This window comes from Halalkalicoccus paucihalophilus, from assembly GCF_001593955.1.
GTDB classification, from domain to species: domain Archaea; phylum Halobacteriota; class Halobacteria; order Halobacteriales; family Halalkalicoccaceae; genus Halalkalicoccus; species Halalkalicoccus paucihalophilus.
Genome location: NZ_LTAZ01000005.1, coordinates 487,812 through 503,658 on the forward strand (window position 1 = coordinate 487,812; position 15,847 = coordinate 503,658).

Sequence of the window (15,847 nt, forward strand, 5' to 3'; positions counted from 1 at the left end):
CGAGCTACTGGTAGTCGACTTCGCCCTCGCCCTCGCCGATCCACGCGCCGCGATCGGGCTCGCGGGATTCGAGCGGGTCGATGTCCTTGTACCACGGAACGTTTCCGAGCTGTTCTTTGTTGTACACGAGGTCGTCCTTCGTATCGCCCGTGAACTCGAAGTTCTGGGTCAGCAGGATGGCGTCGACGGGGCAGACCTCCTCACACAGCCGGCAGTAGATACACTGCCCGATGTGGAGGTTGTACTGCTCGCCGTTTCGCTGGTCGTCCATCACGATCTGGATCGTGTCGTTCGGACAGACGTTCTCGCACTGGCGACACCAGATACAGCGCTCCTGGCTGAACTTGTGGACGCCCCGGAACCGCGGGGAGACTTCGGGTGCGGTTTCGGGATACTCGACAGTGAACGTGTTGCCGTCGAGCGCGTGTTTCATTGTCGTTGCCATCGATTTCATTAGTCCGATCATGCGATAAACACCCCCACGATGATGGCCGTGAGAACCAGGTTTGCGAAGGAGAGCACGAGCATCCCCTTCCAACCGATCTCGATCAGTTGGTCGATCCGCACCCGCGGAAGCGCAGAGCGCGCCCACTGAGTGAACAGGAAGATCGCCCAGATCTTGATGATGAACCAGACAATGCCCGGCAGAACGGGGCCTGCGGGACCGCCCAGAAAGAGCGTCGTGACGATCGCACCACCGAGGAAGATGTGGAGGAACTCCCCGAGATAGATCAATACGAAGTACACCGAGGAGTACTCGGTCTGATACCCCGCAACGATCTCCGTGGGAGCCTCGGGTACGTCGAAGGGGTTTCGCCCCACTTCGGCCAGGTTCGCGGCCATGAACAACACGAACGCGAAGGGGTTGACGAAGGCGTACCACGACGGAATCGAGACGCCGGCGACCGAGAACAGTGGTTCTGCCTGCACGGCGACGATCTCGCTCATCTGGAGCGTGCCCGCGAAGATGACCACCGACGCGGCGGTGACGATCAGTGGGATCTCGTAGGCGACGTTCTGTGCGACCGCGCGAAGCCCGCCGAGCATCGAGTACTTGTTGTTCGAGGCGTAGCCCGCCGTCGCCAGTCCCAGCGACGCGATCGAAGCGATCGCGAACACCACCACGAGGCCGGTCTCGGGATCGGCCAAGTGAATACCGCTTCCCATCGGGATCACCGCGAAGCCGAGCATCGCAGAAGAGGCGATCACGAGCGGCGCGAGGTCGTAAGCCGGCCGGTCGACGCCCTCGGGGATGATCAACTCCTTCGCGAGCAGTTGGACGGCCGCCGCAGGGATGATCAGCAGTCCGAAGGGGCCGATCCGGTTGACCGCGATCCGGTCAGTGAAGGCGGCGGTGATCTTCCGTTTGGCCCACGGGCCCGCGACGCCGCTCATCGCGAGCATCAGGTTGGCGATCACGAACGCCGCGAGGAAGGCGGCGACGAACTCACCGAGCGCACCGAATTGGCCCAGCCCGGTGAGGTCGGCGATCCGATCCGGTAGTAACACCTCCTGAAGGGGCAGGACCATTCAGCGATCCACCTCCCCGAGGATGATGTCGAGGCTTCCGAGCGAGGCAACCAGGTCGGCGACGTACTCGCCTTCGGACATCTCGGGCAGCGTATGCAGGTTCGAGAAGCATGGACTGCGAATCTTGAACCGGGCGGGTTTGTCGGTGCCGTCCGCACGGATGTAGATCCCGAGTTCGCCCTTCGCGGCCTCGACCGCTCGGTAGATCTCCGTGTCGGGGTCCGGCCGCAGGGTTCGGGGAACGTTCGACTGGATCTCCCGGTCCTCTTCGGGCCAGTCCTCGAGCAGGTCGATACACTGTTCGATGATCCGCGCGGACTGTTCGACCTCGCGCATCCGCACGAGCAGGCGTGCGTAGTTGTCGCGCCCGTCCTCGGTGACGACGTCCCAGTCGAGTTCGGGATAATACCCATAGGGGTCGTCGCGTCGGAGGTCGTAGTCGATCCCAGAGGCGCGTGCGACGGGGCCGGTCGCGCCGTACTGTTTCGCCGTCTCGGGATCGAGAACGCCCGTATCGACGGTTCGGATCTGGAAGATCTCGTTGGAGGTGATCAGGTCGTGGTACTCCTGGGTCGCCTCCGGTAAGTCGTCGAGGAAGTCCCGCGTCTTCTCGAAGAACTCCTCGCGGGGTTCGGGCAGGTCCCACGCCACCCCGCCGAGCCGGAGGTAGTTGAACATCATCCGGCTTCCCGTCAGATCTTCGAGGAGGTTTTGGACCTTCTCGCGGTCGCGCATCGCGTACATGAAGATCGCGGTGAAGTCCCCGTAGATGTCGAGACAGAAGGTCCCGAGCGCGAGCATGTGTGAACAGATCCGACACAGCTCCGCGCCCATCGTCCGGATGACCTGGGCGTACTCGGGCACGTCGATGTCCGCCAAGTCTTCTGCGGCGCGCGCATAGCCCCACTCGTTCATCAGGCCGCCGGGCGCGTAGTCCCAGCGATCGGGATACGGCATGATCTGGTGGCGATAGGTGCCGTTCTGTGCCATCTGCTCCTCACACCGATGGAGGTAGCCGATGTCCGGGTCGACGTCGACGACCTGCTCGCCGTCGAGCACCGTCTTCAGGTGCAACACGCCGTGGGTCGCCGGGTGGTGGGGACCGATGTTGAGGAACATCGTCTCCGTGTCCGAATCGTAGTGGTCCTCGGCGATCGGGTTCTGGTGTTCGGCGAGCGTGACGATCTGTGGACGGTCCTGATCGTAATCGAGCGCGAGCGGGTGACCCTGCCACGTCTCCGGAAGCAGGATGCGCCGCGGATCGGGGTGGCCCTCGTACTCGATACCGACCAGATCGTAGGCCTCGCGTTCGTGCCAGTCGGCGGTCCGGTAGACCGGTTCTGCGGTCTGACTGACCGGGTCGTCCTTCGACGTGGGAACGACGACGCTGACCTCCTGTGTGGGATCGTCGTACTTCTTCAGGTGGTAGATCGATTCGTACCTGTCCGCGTACTCCTGGGCGGTGACCACCGAGAGGTGGTCGAACCCCGCCTCGTCGCGCAGCGCGAAGAGGACGTCCTGAACCTCGTCGGGCCGAATAACGAACCCTTCGGCGTTGAGGTGCGTCTCGCGACCGAGGACGTGCTCGCCGAGCAGGCGCTCGATCGCGTCGTAGTCGACGCCCTCCTCGGTGACGTACTGCTGTCGTTTCGGTCGTTCTAAGCTCATGGTGAATCAGCCCAGTTGTACCGCATGACCAGATCGTCCGTGTCGATCTGACTCGCCAGTTTATCCACCAGCTCGTCCCGCTCCAAGTCGCCGAACTGTTCGAGTTCGTAGGGTTTGACCGTCACCGGCGAGGACTCGCCCTGTGCGATACGCTCTTGGAGTTTGACGACGCCGTAAACCAGCGCCTCGGGACGGGGCGGACAGCCCGGGACGTGGATATCCACGGGGATGACCTCTTCGGCGCCCTTGATGACGTTGTAGCCCTCCTGGAACGGCCCGCCGGAGATGGCACACGAGCCCATGTTCACGACGAACTTGGGTTCCGCCATCTGGTCGTAGACGCGCTTCATCCGCGGGGCGAACTTCGAGACGATGGTGCCGGGGATGATGATCGTATCGGCCTGTCGGGGCGAGGCCCGCGGGACGCCCGATCCGAAGCGGTCGAGGTCGTGTTTCACGGCGTAGGTGTGCATCATCTCGAGGCTGCAGCAGGCGATCCCGAACTGCAGCATGAACATCGAGGAGCCGCGCACCCAGTTCATGAACTGGTCGAACTTCGTGAGGATGAACGGCGAGGAGCCGAACGCCTCGCGGAGCCGCGAGTTGAAGCGGCTGTCGACCTCGCCCATGCGTGCCTCGCGGGTCTTGGACATGGGGTCGGTGCTCCCTGTGATCGTCTCCGATGGTGTGTCGCTCATTGTAGTCTGCTCCGTTTGCTCGATTCCGGGCTCTTGATCCACTGTACCGCACCGTTGCGCCACGCCCAGATCAGCGCGGCGACGAGAACGGCGATGAAGACCAACATCGGACCCAGCGCGTGAAGCAGACCGACCTGCGCCACGGCGTCGCTGTAGATGACCGTCCAGGGGAAGATGAAGACAGTCTCGATGTCGAAGACGAGAAACAACAACGCGACCATGTAGTACTGGATGTTGAACCGGATGCGCGTCGTCCCCGTCGGGATCTCACCGCTCTCGTAGATGCTCCGTTTTCCTTGTTCGGGGACCGTCGGCCGCAACAGCGCTGACACCGCCATCATACCGAGCGGGATCAACACCCCCACGAGCGCCAGTGCCCCGACTGCTATCCATGTGTTCATAGACCGTGTTCTCCGTAACGTCCGAGGGTTGGGAATCCACCTACATAAGGGTTGATTCTCGTTATTTCTCACCCGTCAGGGGCAAGCATCACTGGTCCCGCTGTGCGCGAAATCCGGGCGTTCCCGACTCGTGAAGGTCGCGGGAAACCGCCGCGACCTCCCCCTGTAATCCCTCGTGATACTCGACCAGCCGATTCCGGAGTTCCTCGTGCTCGCGCGCGAGGATCTGGACCGCCGACAGCGCCGCGTTGAACGACTTGCCCGCGTCGACCGCCGTAAGCGGCGCGCCCGTGGGCATCCCGATGACGGAGCTGACGGATTTCTCCTGAACCGGCACGCCGATCACCGGTACGGGATAGGCAAGCGAGGCGGTCATGTTCGGCAGGTCGGCGGACTTCCCGCCCGCGCCCGCGATGATCACGTCCAGTCCCCGGTCGGACGCCGTACTCGCGTAGGCGTCCATCAGCTTCGGGGTGCGATGCGCCGAGACGACGTACGTCTCGAAGGTGAACCGTGCCTCTGGCGGGTCCTCGAGGTCGGTGACCTCCGCGAACCCGAGTTCGGAAAGCGCCTCGTAGGCCCCGTACATGGTATCGAGGTCCGAGTCGCTGCCCATGACGATCCCAACCTCGGGGGTCTCCTCGGAATCGCGGTCGCGCGCGGCCTCGGCTTCGAACTCCTCGATCAGCTCGCGTACTCCCTCCACTGTCATGATTCGAACTCCACGTGCCGGCGGTATGTACGTGCTGACTCCAGCAGTTCGTCGGCGGAGCGGTCTCCGCCGAGAACGGCGAAGTGGCCCATCTTCCGCAGCGGGCGGACCTCGCGTTTCCCGTACCAGTGGAGATGGACCGTGGGTTCGGCGAGCAACTGATCGACGCCCGAGAGGGTCGCTTCCCTCGACTCGCGCTCGTCGCCCAATACGTTCTTCGTCACGACCGGTTCGCGCAGTTCGGTCGATCCCAAGGGAAGCCCCCAGACCGCGCGGGCGTGCTGTTCGAACTGCGAGCTACGCGCGCCCTCGATGGTCCAGTGGCCCGAGTTGTGCGGGCGGGGCGCGATCTCGTTGACGAGGATCCCCTCGCCCTCTTGAAAGAGCTCGATCCCGTACACCCCTCGCCCGTCCATCAGCTCGAGGACCTCGCCGGCGACGTCCTGGGCGCGCTCGCGGACCGCCCCGCTCGCGCGCGCCGGGACCACGGTCTCCCGGAGGATCTCCGTTTCGTGCAGGTTCTCGCCCGCGACGTAGGTCGCGACCTCCCCATCGCCTTTGACGCCGATCACCGAGAGTTCGCGCTCGAACTCGACGAACTCCTCGACCATCGCCGCCCCACCGAGTTCGTCCAGTACCGCCTCGGCCTCCTCGGGACCCTCGATCGGGAGGTTACCCCGACCGTCGTAGCCGCCCTCGCGAGCCTTGACCATCGCGGGCGTCCCCAACTCGTCGAGCGCCGTCCGTAGCTCCTCGGGCGAATCGACCGCCCGGAACGAGGGGACCGACACGCCGGCCTCCCGAAGGGCGCGTTTCTGGACGAGCTTGTCCTGGATCGTCCGGAGGGTGTCGGGTGAGGGCTGGACCTCGATGCCGGCCTCCTCGGAGACCTCTTCGAGCAGGTCGGGATCAGCGAGTTCGATCTCGAACGTGAGAATGTCCGCGCGCGCGGCGAGTTCCCGGACCGAATCGGGGTCGTCGAACGCGCCGACGATCTGGTCCCGACAGACCGCCGAGGCCGGACACTCGGGTGTCGGATCGAGGACGATGGTCTCGATTCCCAAGGGGCCCGCCGCCTCCGCGAGCATCCGCCCCAACTGGCCGCCGCCAACGACTCCCACAGTCGGTCCCGGAAGGGTTTTCGTTGCCATGGGCGACGGTTTCCCGAGCGTGGTCAAAAGCCCACCGCTACCTGCTCAACGCCGTCGCGGTCCACGGCGCGATCGGGTCGCCGGTCCCCTCCATGCGCTCGATCAACCGAGCTTCGAGGTCCGTCCGAACCGATTCGTAGGCGGGGTGCTCGATCAGGTTCCCGAGTTCGTTCGGATCGGCATCCAGATCGTAGAGTTCGTTTCTGTCGGGGCCGTTGTGGACGTATTTGTACCGTTTCGTGCGGAGCATCCGCTGAGAGTAGAGCCCGAACTCGTCGCCGTGATACTGTGCGAAATGCGAATCGGGCCAGTCCGACGGAGCCTCGCCCGAAAAGAGCGGCCGGATCGAGCGCCCGTCGACGTCGGGGACCTCCGTGTCGGCCAGATCGAGGAAGGTCGGCATCAGGTCGTGGAGCGAGATGAACTCCCCGCAGGTCGATCCCGCCTCGATCTCGCCGGGCCAGCGGACCTGCAGGGGGATGTGGTAAGTCTCGTCGTACATGATCGGGCCCTTGTTGAATTGGCGATGAGCACCCGTGAAGTCGCCGTGATCCGAGGCGTGGATCGTACAGCAGTCCTCGATCCCCGCGGCGGCCTCGAGGATCCGCCCGATCTGCTCGTCGAGCAGCGTCATGAACCCCCGATACTTCGCGATCGCTTCCGACCAGGTCTCCCAGTCGAACCCCCGAACGCCCCGGTAGTCGAGGTACTGCTCGTGAACCGCGGGTTTGCCGTCGTAGGTCTCCCGGTAGCTCTCCGGGGGCTCGATCTCGTCGGGATCGTACATCGAGGCGTAGGGCTCGGGGATGACGTAGGGGTGGTGTGGTCCGTAGAGGTCCACCCGGAGGAAGAACGGCTCTGCGATCCCCTCGCGCAGGTGCTCGATCGCCTGCTGGGCGATGTAGTACGGGCGCGTGGCTTCGACCGGCACGGGGTCGGTGGCGGCGACGAGCGTCCCGGTGTCGGTGTAGAGCGCGTCCTCGAGGTCGGCCTCGCTCACGTCGACGCCGAGTTCCTCGCGGTAGTTCGCGAAGTCGCCGGCGAGGTCGGCGTCGTGGTGGCGGTCGGCCCCACCCCGGTACTGGAAGCCGAAGTTCTCGGGCCCCTGATCACGGCCGACGTGCCATTTTCCGACGTAGTGGTTCGTATAGCCCGCCTCCAAGAGGTGCTCGCCGAACGTCGGCAGATCGGGAGGGAGGTTGGGCTGGATCGCGTCCGCCTCGTGGCAGTTGTTCAACATGCCGTGGTTGTGCGGGTACAGTCCCGTCAGCAGCGAGGCACGCGCCGCCGAGCAGATGCTGATGGGGGTATACGCCCGCTCGAAGGCCATCCCCTCCTCCCGGAGGCGATCGACGTTCGGCGTCTCGATCGGCGAATCGGGCGCGGTCAGATCGAAGCGTTCCTGATCGGTGAGGAAAAACAGGACGTTCGGTCGGCTCATAGATAGCCTAGATCACGGAGCCGACCCTTAGTGGCGTCGGTCATCTCGACTTCGCCGTCCGTCTCGGCCTCCTCGAAGGAGTCGAGCCACCCCTCGAGTTCGGCCGCCAGTTCCGCCGCGATGTCGGGTTCGGTCGTCGCGAGGTCGAAACGTTCCTGGGGGTCCTGCTCGACGTCGTAGAGCTCCTCGCTCCCGTCCGATCCTCGGATGTACTTGTACTCACCCGTACGAATCGCTCGTAACGAGCGGTCGTACTCGTACATGTACCCGGGCACCTCCCCGAACCGCTCCTCTAACTGTTCCATCGACGGCTGGGGTGAGACGTACTCGGCGATCACCGACTCGCGGGCCGGCCCGTCTGTCAGCAGGGACCGCCCCTGTGCCTGATCGCGCGCATTCGGGGCGTCGACCTCCGCGAGATCGAGCAGCGTCGGGAACAGGTCCAGCAGCTGAACCAGTTCGTCCTCCCCGGTCGCGGGCTCGAACGCCCCGCCGTGGATCATGAGTGGGACGTGAAGCAGGGTGTCGTACACGTTGTACTGGTGGCCCAGAAAGCCGTGATCGCCGACGTTCTCGCCGTGATCGCCACAGACCACCAACACGGTGTCCTCCCACTCGCCGGCAGCCTTCAGGGCGTCGCGGAACTCGCCGATCTTCGCGTCGAGATAGGCGAGTTCGCCCCGGTAGAGCCCCTCGAGGAGCGAGAACTCCTCGTCACTGAGATCGTACTCGCCCACGTCGTAGGCGCGCGGTTCCTGTCTGATCGCCATCGCCTCCTCGTAGGCCCCGTCGGGGAGGAACGGTTCCGCGTACTCCCGTGGCGGGCGGTACTGGATGTGGGGTTCGATGCAGTTCGCGAAACAGAAGAAGGGCCGATCCGTCTCACGCTCGGTGAGCCAGTCGGCCAGCCACGCGGTCGTGCGTGCGGCCCCGTCGTCGTCGCTGGCCCGGAAGAACTGATCGTAGACCGCGTTCAGCCCGTTGACCAACGGGTTGCCCGAAAGGGCCTGCGAGACGAACGCATTTACCTTCCCGCTGGCGTGTTTGGCCCGCGTCACTCCCCCCAGATCCGTCTCGGACTGGACGAGCTGCCAAGTCTTCTCGAAGCGCTCGAACCCGCGCGTGAACCCAAACTCCTCGGTGATCCACGTGTTGTTCGAGACGCCCACGGTCTCGTAGCCCTCGCTTGCGAGCGCTTCTGCGAGCGTCACGAACCCCTCGTCGAGATACGTATGCCCGCCGTGAGCGCCGTGGCGCGAGGCGTAGGTGCCCGTAAAGAGCGAGGCGTGGGAGGGCAGCGTCCACGGCGCGCTCGTAAAGACGTTCGTATAGGCGGTTCCCCCCGCAGCGAGTTCGGCGAGCGTCGGCATCACTGCCGGGTCCGCCGGAACGGTGTCCGCCGCTCGTGCCGTGTCCATGACGACGACCGCGATGTTTGGATGTCCCATCGTCTCAGTCCCTCTCAGGAACTCAGTATTGGACGATTAATGGGAAATAGTACCCCCCTGCGTGCGCACCCTATTCAGGTGATATCGAGCGGATAGCGCCTCACAACCCCGATATCAGAAGGTAGGATTATTGATACGAATCCGAGTGAAGGAACCACTGACTTCGACGATACATATAAAGGACACGGTATCGCAGGCAGAAGGGGGAGTGCCTGAAGCGTTGTAGGGACTCCACGAAAGGGCCATGAAACCCGCATTAGATGACATATTCCTGCCGTACGGCTGGGCCGCGGCGGCCTTCCGTGAGGACAGGATCGAGTTCAGGCGGGAGGAGGATCGGCTCACTCTCGTCGCGGAGCCGACCGAAGAGAGTCCGGTGATGCCAGAGCTGTGTGCGAGCCAGCTCTGGGGGATCCGATGTGAACAGCGTGCCGGCGAGGCGAAAAGTGGTATGAGGCTGGGCTGCGTAGCGACGATGGACACAGCCGTGGAGACACTACTCACGTACATGCAACAGATCAACGGTATCGCCGACTCGGAGGGCGGTATCTCCGTCGGACGGGTTATGGAGCTACTCGACACCGACACGCCGACCGCCGACCCGGACGGGTGGGGACGGACGCCATCGAATCAGATCGATACGCAACCGCCCCTATGAGCGACCGACAGCTGAGCCCCCGCGTCCTCGAGGCGCTTTCGGAGCGCGAGCTGGTCGTCGTTTCGAACCGCCAGCCGTACGCCCACAACTACGAGGACGACGACGGCGAGATCACCGTCTCGCGGCCGGCCGGCGGGCTCACTGCCGGACTCGATCCGGTGATGCAACGCACCGAGGGGACGTGGATCGCGTGGGGCGACGGCGACGCCGACTTCGAGGTCGCAGACGACGGTCGGGTTCGAGTGCCGCCCGAGGACCCCGCGTATACGCTCTCGCGCGTCGATCTGAGCGAGTCGGACCTCGAGGGGTACTACTACGGCTACAGCAATCAGGCGCTCTGGCCGCTCTGTCACGGGATGATCTACCCGGTCCGGTGTGACGGGCGGGACTTCGAGCGCTATCGGGCGGTCAACCGCCAGTTCGCCAAGGCCGTAACAGAGGAGGCCTCGGAGGGGAGCCTGATCTGGTTTCAGGACTATCACTTCGCGCTCGCGCCCCGGATCGTCCGCCGGGAGGTACCGGAAGCGCTGCTCACCCAGTTCTGGCACATCCCCTGGCCGGCGGCGGACACCTTCGAGGTCTGCCCGCAGGCTGACCCGCTGCTCGACGGGCTGCTCGCGAACGATCTGCTCGTCTTCCACATCCCCGCGTACGTCGAGAACTTCCTCGACTGCGTCGAGCGGGAGATCCCCGAGGCGGCCGTCGACCGGGATCACCGGACGATCCAACGGAACGGGCGGACGACGACGGTTCGGGCGTTCCCGCTGGGGATCGACGCCGAGCGGACCGCCGAACTCGCGAGCGAGTCGAGCGTCTGGGCGGATCTCGCCGGGCGCTACGGGATCGACGACGTGACTGTGGCCCTCGGCGTCGATCGCCTCGATTACACGAAGGGGATCCCCGAGCGCATCGACGCCATCGAGCGCTTCTTCGAGGAGAACCCCGAACGGCGCGGGGAGTTTACCTACGTCCAGAACGGCTCGGCCAGTCGCAGCGAGATCGCGAGCTACGAGTACCTCCAGCAACGGGTCGACGCCGCGATCGGACGGGTCAACCGCCGATTCGGAGCGGGGGACTGGCAACCGATCGTCCGGATCGACGAGATGCTCCCCGAAGAGGAGCTCTACGCGCTGTACCGCCACAGCGATCTCGCGCTGGTGAGTGCGCTTCGTGACGGGATGAACCTCGTCGCAAAGGAGTACGTCGCCTCCCAACTCGACGACGACGGCATCCTCCTGCTGTCGAAGTTCGCCGGCGCACACGAAGAACTCGGCGAGGGCGCGGTGACGATCAACCCCTTCGATACGCAGGACTTCGCCGAGGCCATCGAGCGAGCGCTCGCGCTATCGGCCGAGGAACGCGAGGCACGGATGGCGACCCAGCGACAACGCGTCGGCGAGTACGACCTGTTCGCGTGGATGGACGACGTCCTCGAGACCGCTCTCGACTGCGAGGGCGAGCCCGATCTCGACCGATCGACGACACATGTCTGAGAGCGACACCGGAGTCCGCGACCCGTTCGCCTCGTCCTACGAAACGGTTCGCGAGCGAGTCGAGAATGCCAGCGGGCTGGTCCTCTGTACGGACTTCGACGGAACGCTCGCACCGATCGAGACGGACCCCGACGCCCCGGAGATCGTCCCCGAGAACCGGGATCTCTTGGAGAGCCTGCGGGACGCCGACGACACGCGGGTCGCCGTCGTGAGCGGGCGCGCGCTCGCGGACGTCCGCGAGCGCGTCGGCCTCGATGGGATCGCCTACGCCGGCAACCACGGCCTCGAACTCCGGCGTCACGGGTCGACGGCGGTTCACCCGATCGCCGCGAAACACCGGCGACGGATCGGGCGGATCTGTTCGGCGCTCGAACCCGAGCTCTCGACCGTCGAGGGCGCGACCGTCGAGGACAAGTCGGTTACGGCGACAATTCACTACCGCAAGACACCCACCGAGAGGGTCGAACGAGTCAGAGAAATCGTCAGGACGGTCGTCTCCCGGTTCGGGGACGGACGGATCAGGCTGACGGACGGCAAGGAGATCATCGAGCTCCGACCGGCCGTTCGCTGGCACAAGGGAATGGCCGTCTCGTTGCTGACCGACGACCACCCCGCCGACTGGATGCCGATCTACATCGGCGACGATACCACCGACGAGTCGGCGTTCCGGGCGGTTTCGGACGGACTCGCGATCTACGTCGGCGAGGGCGAAACCGCTGCCCACCGGCGGATCCCGACGCAGTCGGGCGTCAGCGCGTTTCTCTCTGCGCTCGTGGAGTGGCATACGACCGGCGAGGAGGACAGTTCCCCCGAACGGGGCGTATCGACCAGCCGTCCGACGAACACGACTCCAGAACGGACATGAGCCGCTACCCACGCGAAGCGCGCAGCGCACGGATCAAATGCATCGCCTGTAACGCTCCGGTCGTCCGCACGGTCGAGGGGAAATACGTCTGTGTCGATTGCGGTGACTCCCCCCTTCGGCCGCGCGCCGAAACCCCGTCGGCGACCGATTGACCTCACTCCTCGAGATCCAGCGCCTCGACGAGCTTGTCGGTCATCTCCTCGCGACCGAGATTGGCCCTGATGTCGTGGTCCTTCGCGATTGACTGGAGCTTGCGATAGGAGAGGTCGTCTAACTCCTCTCGGCTCGAGGGGGCGTCCTCGCTCTCCTCGTCATCCCCGTCCCCGTCTTCGTCATCATCGGTTGCCTCCTGTTCCCCGCCTTGGTCGTCCTCGTCTTCATCGCCCGCTCCCTCGCCGTTACCGCCGTTCTCATTTCCCTCTTCGTCCTCCCCATCTTCCTCGTCTTCGTCATCCGCTTGGTCTTCCTCGCTCGCTCCCTCGCCGTCGCCGCCGCTTTCATTTCCCTCTTCGTCCTCCCCACCGTCTTCCTCGTCCTCGTCGGTCTCGTCCGTTTCCTCCTCGTCGTCCTCCTCACTATCGGTGCTCTCGTCCTCGTCTCCTTCGTCTTCTTCGTCGCTTTCTTCGGTCTCGTCCTCATCGGCGCTTCTGCCCTCCTTGATCGCTTCTTCGAGGCGTTTCGCGAGGGCCTCGCCGATCTTGCGGCCGATCAGCGCGCCGATTGCCCCACCAAGGGACTCCGCGACGCTCTTTTCGTCGTCGTCCTCGAAGGTGTCTTCGAGTTCCGTTCCTTCGAGTACCTCCTCGAGATCGAGGCTTTCAAGCAGTTTTTCGGGATCGATGCTGCCGGCGAGAGATGTATCGCTCATTGTGTTGGTGTAGATGCCCCGGCAGGGGCGAGTCGGTTGTGATCTATGCCGCCGCTTCGCCGTCGTCGCTGTCGTCGTTCTGGCTGTCCTTATCGCTACTGAGGAGTTCCCTGACCACCTGCTGGACGAGTTGGGTCGCCATCTCCTCGAGCGGGAGGTCCTCGACGATACCGCCGAAGAAGCTCCGGAGCCGGTCTGCGATCGCACGCGCGAACGCACGGATCCGGTCGCCGATGTTCAGGTCGGGAAACGCGGGCAGGAGACCGCTTCCCTCGCTCTCTTCGCCCTCCTCGCCTTCTTCTCCCTCTTCGCCCTCTTCGCCTCCAGCGCCGAGCAGACCGTCCCCGCCCAGCAGACCACCGTCCTCGTCGTCGTCGCCACCGAGCAGACCACCCTCGCCGAGCAGGTCGTCGAGGCCGAGGATGCTCCCCAGATCGCCGCCGTCGAGTAGGCCGCCGACCGCAGACAGCAGGTTCCCGAGCAGGTTGCCCTCGCCGGGGATCGCGGTGATATCGAGGGTTACCTCGTCGAGGTCGACCTCCAGCCCGAGCAGGTCGAGGAACAGCCCGTCGAGGTTGAGGTGGAGGACGCGTGTCCCCTCCTCGGATTCAGCCTCCTCCCGGTCGGTCTCCTCCTCTTCGCCTTCTTCGCCCGCTTCATCGTCGCCCTCTGATTGCTCGTCCTCACCCTCCTCGTCTTCTTCCGCGCCCTCGTCGACTTCCTCGTCCTCCTGTTCTTCCTCGCCCTCCTCGGGTGCGTCCTCTTCGTCCCCGTCCTCTCCGCTTTCGTTGGTTTCCTGCTCTCCGTCTCCTTCCCCGTCGTTCTCCCGTTCTTCCTCCTCGTCTCCCTCAGCCTCCTCGCCGTCCGGAGCCTCTTCTTCCCCGCCGTCGGGCAACAGTACACGGACGTGAACGCCGTCCTCTCGGTTATCGGTCGTAGATTCGTCTCCCATCGTCATTGAAACGACCACCTAGAGACGTAAGAAGGTTCATGGCGGTTTAGTCTAGGTCTTCGCCGTCGGACCGATCGAATGCGGGGGTAAACGACTCCTGACAGTCGAGACAGACGTGCGAGTCCCGGTTGAGTGCGTCGGCGTTGGCGTCGCTCAGTTTGCCGTCGCTCGCGAGTTTCGCCGCCCCCACACCGGCTTTGTAGACCGATCCGGTCTCCCCACAAGAGGGACACTCGATCGAGGACCCGTCCTCGAGGGCACTGACCCGGCGTTCGAGGCGCTCGATCCGTCGTTCGAGCTCCTCGATGTGTTCGTCGTCCTCCCCGGAGGCCTGGGCGACCGTCTCGATCGCCTCCGCGAGCGACATCGGCTCGTCGATCCACGGCAGTGTCACTTCTTCCTCGCTCATGGCTCTCGGTAGAACGTGTACGTCTATAACTCCCGTTGCCGTGACGGCGAATTCGGCGGATCAGATGTCCTGATCCATGTCGTCACGGCGATACCGATGGGTCCGTCGGTAGCCGGTGATCTCGTGGTCGGAATCGAGCGAGATCTCGTAGCGACCGAGGATGTCTTGGGTGTCGGGGATACTCTTGCGTTCGAGTATCTCCACCGCTGCGACCCAGCCCTCTTCGTCCCCGTCGTCGTCGCCCCGGTTCCGATCGCGGTCGACGGAGACGACGCTTACGAGCGGACGACCGATGAGGTCCTCTGCGACCTGCCGTATCTTCTCGCGTACCGCCCCGATCTCGGTTCCCGAGACGGATTCTTCTTCTGTCATATCTGATCCCTCCGATTGGTGGTCGTCGATCGTCTCGTCGTCGGGTCCGTGCTGGTAACAGAACCCGTCGTCCTGTGCCGGCCGAGTGCACCGTTCGCCGTCGGACGTCCGTGCCCGACACTGCCCGTCGTCTGACTCCCCAGCGGACCCCATTCGCTTACGAGGATTCGGCGGACGCCTCGATCTCGATGTCCTCGAGGTCGTCTAAGTCCCCTTCTTCCTCGGCTTGCTCTATCTTCGATATCTCCCTCGCGTAGTGGAGGAAGGTGTCGACAGACGCGATGACGACACGGGCCTCGACGGTGAGGATCTCGATACCGACGAGCGAGACGCGTACCCAGATGTCGATGACGGCGCCTTTGTCCAGGATACGATCGAGTACCTCTGCGAGGCTTGACGTGCTTGGTCTGGCTTGACTCATGGTCTTCCCTTCGTCCACAGAACGAACGCCGACCGTCTTATGGTTTCCCCTTCCCACGCAAGCGCTCGGCTATTGGCCGACCGTGACACATATGCGGGTGCGAACGAGTAGTTCCGCTACCGAACCACCATGTCCGACGCACTCTACGTCTACGGCGTCATCGAAAGCGAGGACCTCGACGTCGAGATCGACGGCGTCAACGGGGCCGATCGCGCCTACACGGTCGGCTACCAGTCGCTTTCGGCCGTCGTCTCCGACATCGACACGGTCGAACCCGAACGTAGCGACGAGAACGTAAAGCGCCACGATGAGGTGCTCCAGACAATCCTCGAGCACGACGGCGGCCGGACGATCGTCCCGATGAGCTTCGGGATGGGATTCAAGAACCAACGCACCCTGAAGAACGTCCTCCGGAACGCACGCCCGGTGTTCTCGCGGACGCTCAGAGAGATCGACGGGATGGTCGAACTCGGACTGAAGGTCCTCACGAAGGAGGACGCCGACGTCGACCCCGAGGAAATCGGCGCGGAGGCCGACGATCGCTTCGACCGGATAAGCGTTAACGTGGTGGAGAACGAACTATTCAGTGATCGACTCGTGATAAACCGATCCTACCTCGTCGAACGCGCCGATCGGGAGGCGTTCAACGAGGCCGTCGGCGAGTTCGAGGACGCCCACGAGGAGCTCCTCGTCCAGTACACCGGCCCGTGGGCACCCTACAACTTCGTCGACATCGAGATCACGGCCCAGCGCTAACCAT

At 64.3% G+C, this 15,847-nt stretch carries 19 protein-coding genes; 5 read left to right on the forward strand and 14 right to left on the reverse strand.

Annotated features, from left to right (window positions below; genetic code table 11):
- Window positions 1–4: 4 nt before the first annotated feature.
- From HAPAU_RS12025 to HAPAU_RS12065, 9 genes are all read right to left on the reverse strand, one after another.
- Complete coding sequence (locus HAPAU_RS12025) at window positions 5–466, reverse strand: NuoI/complex I 23 kDa subunit family protein (RefSeq protein ID WP_066382926.1); 462 nt, start codon at window positions 464–466, stop codon at window positions 5–7.
- Window positions 463–1,530, reverse strand: coding sequence for a complex I subunit 1/NuoH family protein (locus HAPAU_RS12030; RefSeq protein ID WP_066382927.1), 1,068 nt, complete (start codon window positions 1,528–1,530; stop codon window positions 463–465). The genes HAPAU_RS12025 and HAPAU_RS12030 overlap by 4 nt, the downstream gene beginning before the upstream one ends.
- On the reverse strand, window positions 1,531–3,198 hold the full coding sequence (locus HAPAU_RS12035; RefSeq protein ID WP_066382932.1) for an NADH-quinone oxidoreductase subunit D: 1,668 nt from the start codon (window positions 3,196–3,198) through the stop codon (window positions 1,531–1,533).
- Window positions 3,195–3,851 carry an NADH-quinone oxidoreductase subunit B gene (locus tag HAPAU_RS12040; RefSeq protein ID WP_368085887.1) on the reverse strand — a complete coding sequence of 219 codons (657 nt, stop codon included), beginning with the start codon at window positions 3,849–3,851 and terminating at the stop codon, window positions 3,195–3,197. Before HAPAU_RS12040 ends, HAPAU_RS12035 begins: the two co-directional genes overlap by 4 nt.
- Window positions 3,852–3,892: 41 nt before the next feature.
- Complete coding sequence (locus HAPAU_RS12045; protein ID WP_066382936.1) at window positions 3,893–4,297, reverse strand: NADH-quinone oxidoreductase subunit A; 405 nt, start codon at window positions 4,295–4,297, stop codon at window positions 3,893–3,895.
- A gap of 88 nt (window positions 4,298–4,385) precedes the next feature.
- Window positions 4,386–5,009 (reverse strand): 5-(carboxyamino)imidazole ribonucleotide mutase, encoded by a 624-nt coding sequence (gene purE / locus HAPAU_RS12050; RefSeq protein ID WP_066382937.1) that lies wholly within the window; start codon window positions 5,007–5,009, stop codon window positions 4,386–4,388.
- Window positions 5,006–6,160, reverse strand: a complete 1,155-nt coding sequence (locus HAPAU_RS12055; protein WP_066382938.1) for a 5-(carboxyamino)imidazole ribonucleotide synthase — start codon at window positions 6,158–6,160, stop codon at window positions 5,006–5,008. The genes purE and HAPAU_RS12055 overlap by 4 nt, the downstream gene beginning before the upstream one ends.
- Before the next feature lie 37 nt (window positions 6,161–6,197).
- Complete coding sequence (locus tag HAPAU_RS12060) at window positions 6,198–7,601, reverse strand: sulfatase-like hydrolase/transferase (protein WP_066382939.1); 1,404 nt, start codon at window positions 7,599–7,601, stop codon at window positions 6,198–6,200.
- Window positions 7,598–9,049, reverse strand: coding sequence for a sulfatase (locus HAPAU_RS12065; RefSeq protein WP_066382941.1), 1,452 nt, complete (start codon window positions 9,047–9,049; stop codon window positions 7,598–7,600). The genes HAPAU_RS12060 and HAPAU_RS12065 overlap by 4 nt, the downstream gene beginning before the upstream one ends.
- Before the next feature lie 244 nt (window positions 9,050–9,293).
- Between HAPAU_RS12065 and HAPAU_RS12070 the strand changes: the two genes are divergently transcribed.
- Genes HAPAU_RS12070 through HAPAU_RS21690 form a run of 4 tightly spaced genes read left to right on the forward strand, consistent with a single transcriptional unit; the run spans window position 9,294 to window position 12,217 of the window.
- On the forward strand, window positions 9,294–9,707 hold the full coding sequence (locus HAPAU_RS12070) for a hypothetical protein (RefSeq protein ID WP_066382943.1): 414 nt from the start codon (window positions 9,294–9,296) through the stop codon (window positions 9,705–9,707).
- Window positions 9,704–11,200 (forward strand): alpha,alpha-trehalose-phosphate synthase (UDP-forming), encoded by a 1,497-nt coding sequence (locus HAPAU_RS12075; RefSeq protein ID WP_066382945.1) that lies wholly within the window; start codon window positions 9,704–9,706, stop codon window positions 11,198–11,200. The genes HAPAU_RS12070 and HAPAU_RS12075 overlap by 4 nt, the downstream gene beginning before the upstream one ends.
- Complete coding sequence (otsB, locus tag HAPAU_RS12080) at window positions 11,193–12,065, forward strand: trehalose-phosphatase (RefSeq protein WP_084383706.1); 873 nt, start codon at window positions 11,193–11,195, stop codon at window positions 12,063–12,065. Before HAPAU_RS12075 ends, otsB begins: the two co-directional genes overlap by 8 nt.
- Window positions 12,062–12,217, forward strand: coding sequence for a hypothetical protein (locus HAPAU_RS21690; protein ID WP_169802649.1), 156 nt, complete (start codon window positions 12,062–12,064; stop codon window positions 12,215–12,217). The genes otsB and HAPAU_RS21690 overlap by 4 nt, the downstream gene beginning before the upstream one ends.
- Before the next feature lie 2 nt (window positions 12,218–12,219).
- On the opposite strand, the gene HAPAU_RS12085 is transcribed toward HAPAU_RS21690, so the two are convergent.
- The 5 genes from HAPAU_RS12085 to gvpA are packed head-to-tail and all read right to left on the reverse strand — an operon-like array spanning window position 12,220 to window position 15,087.
- Window positions 12,220–12,933: a hypothetical protein gene (locus tag HAPAU_RS12085; RefSeq protein WP_066382947.1), complete on the reverse strand. Its 714-nt coding sequence runs from the start codon at window positions 12,931–12,933 to the stop codon at window positions 12,220–12,222.
- Between the two features lie 43 nt (window positions 12,934–12,976).
- Window positions 12,977–13,885: a hypothetical protein gene (locus HAPAU_RS12090; protein ID WP_066383257.1), complete on the reverse strand. Its 909-nt coding sequence runs from the start codon at window positions 13,883–13,885 to the stop codon at window positions 12,977–12,979.
- Between the two features lie 46 nt (window positions 13,886–13,931).
- The gene (locus HAPAU_RS12095) at window positions 13,932–14,294 is read right to left on the reverse strand and encodes a hypothetical protein (protein WP_066382949.1); all 363 of its coding nucleotides are present in this window, start codon (window positions 14,292–14,294) and stop codon (window positions 13,932–13,934) included.
- A gap of 60 nt (window positions 14,295–14,354) precedes the next feature.
- Entirely contained in the window at window positions 14,355–14,819 is a 465-nt protein-coding gene (gvpO, locus tag HAPAU_RS12100) for a gas vesicle protein GvpO, halophile-type (protein WP_066382951.1), read from the reverse strand.
- 4 nt (window positions 14,820–14,823) lie between these two features.
- Entirely contained in the window at window positions 14,824–15,087 is a 264-nt protein-coding gene (gvpA, locus tag HAPAU_RS12105) for a gas vesicle protein GvpA (protein WP_049934428.1), read from the reverse strand.
- Between the two features lie 129 nt (window positions 15,088–15,216).
- Between gvpA and HAPAU_RS12110 the strand changes: the two genes are divergently transcribed.
- A complete protein-coding gene (locus HAPAU_RS12110) occupies window positions 15,217–15,843 on the forward strand; it encodes a GvpL/GvpF family gas vesicle protein (protein ID WP_066382952.1) in 627 nt (208 codons plus the stop codon).
- Window positions 15,844–15,847 lie beyond the last annotated feature (4 nt).

Coding starts and splice junctions, on each gene's coding strand:
- HAPAU_RS12025 (WP_066382926.1), bottom strand. CDS start 466: ATGATCGGACTAATGAAATCGATGGCAACGACAATGAAACACGCGCTC.
- HAPAU_RS12030 (WP_066382927.1), bottom strand. CDS start 1,530: ATGGTCCTGCCCCTTCAGGAGGTGTTACTACCGGATCGGATCGCCGAC.
- HAPAU_RS12035 (WP_066382932.1), bottom strand. CDS start 3,198: ATGAGCTTAGAACGACCGAAACGACAGCAGTACGTCACCGAGGAGGGC.
- HAPAU_RS12040 (WP_368085887.1), bottom strand. CDS start 3,851: ATGTCCAAGACCCGCGAGGCACGCATGGGCGAGGTCGACAGCCGCTTC.
- HAPAU_RS12045 (WP_066382936.1), bottom strand. CDS start 4,297: ATGAACACATGGATAGCAGTCGGGGCACTGGCGCTCGTGGGGGTGTTG.
- purE (WP_066382937.1), bottom strand. CDS start 5,009: ATGACAGTGGAGGGAGTACGCGAGCTGATCGAGGAGTTCGAAGCCGAG.
- HAPAU_RS12055 (WP_066382938.1), bottom strand. CDS start 6,160: ATGGCAACGAAAACCCTTCCGGGACCGACTGTGGGAGTCGTTGGCGGC.
- HAPAU_RS12060 (WP_066382939.1), bottom strand. CDS start 7,601: ATGAGCCGACCGAACGTCCTGTTTTTCCTCACCGATCAGGAACGCTTC.
- HAPAU_RS12065 (WP_066382941.1), bottom strand. CDS start 9,049: ATGGGACATCCAAACATCGCGGTCGTCGTCATGGACACGGCACGAGCG.
- HAPAU_RS12070 (WP_066382943.1), top strand. CDS start 9,294: ATGAAACCCGCATTAGATGACATATTCCTGCCGTACGGCTGGGCCGCG.
- HAPAU_RS12075 (WP_066382945.1), top strand. CDS start 9,704: ATGAGCGACCGACAGCTGAGCCCCCGCGTCCTCGAGGCGCTTTCGGAG.
- otsB (WP_084383706.1), top strand. CDS start 11,193: ATGTCTGAGAGCGACACCGGAGTCCGCGACCCGTTCGCCTCGTCCTAC.
- HAPAU_RS21690 (WP_169802649.1), top strand. CDS start 12,062: ATGAGCCGCTACCCACGCGAAGCGCGCAGCGCACGGATCAAATGCATC.
- HAPAU_RS12085 (WP_066382947.1), bottom strand. CDS start 12,933: ATGAGCGATACATCTCTCGCCGGCAGCATCGATCCCGAAAAACTGCTT.
- HAPAU_RS12090 (WP_066383257.1), bottom strand. CDS start 13,885: ATGGGAGACGAATCTACGACCGATAACCGAGAGGACGGCGTTCACGTC.
- HAPAU_RS12095 (WP_066382949.1), bottom strand. CDS start 14,294: ATGAGCGAGGAAGAAGTGACACTGCCGTGGATCGACGAGCCGATGTCG.
- gvpO (WP_066382951.1), bottom strand. CDS start 14,819: ATGGGGTCCGCTGGGGAGTCAGACGACGGGCAGTGTCGGGCACGGACG.
- gvpA (WP_049934428.1), bottom strand. CDS start 15,087: ATGAGTCAAGCCAGACCAAGCACGTCAAGCCTCGCAGAGGTACTCGAT.
- HAPAU_RS12110 (WP_066382952.1), top strand. CDS start 15,217: ATGTCCGACGCACTCTACGTCTACGGCGTCATCGAAAGCGAGGACCTC.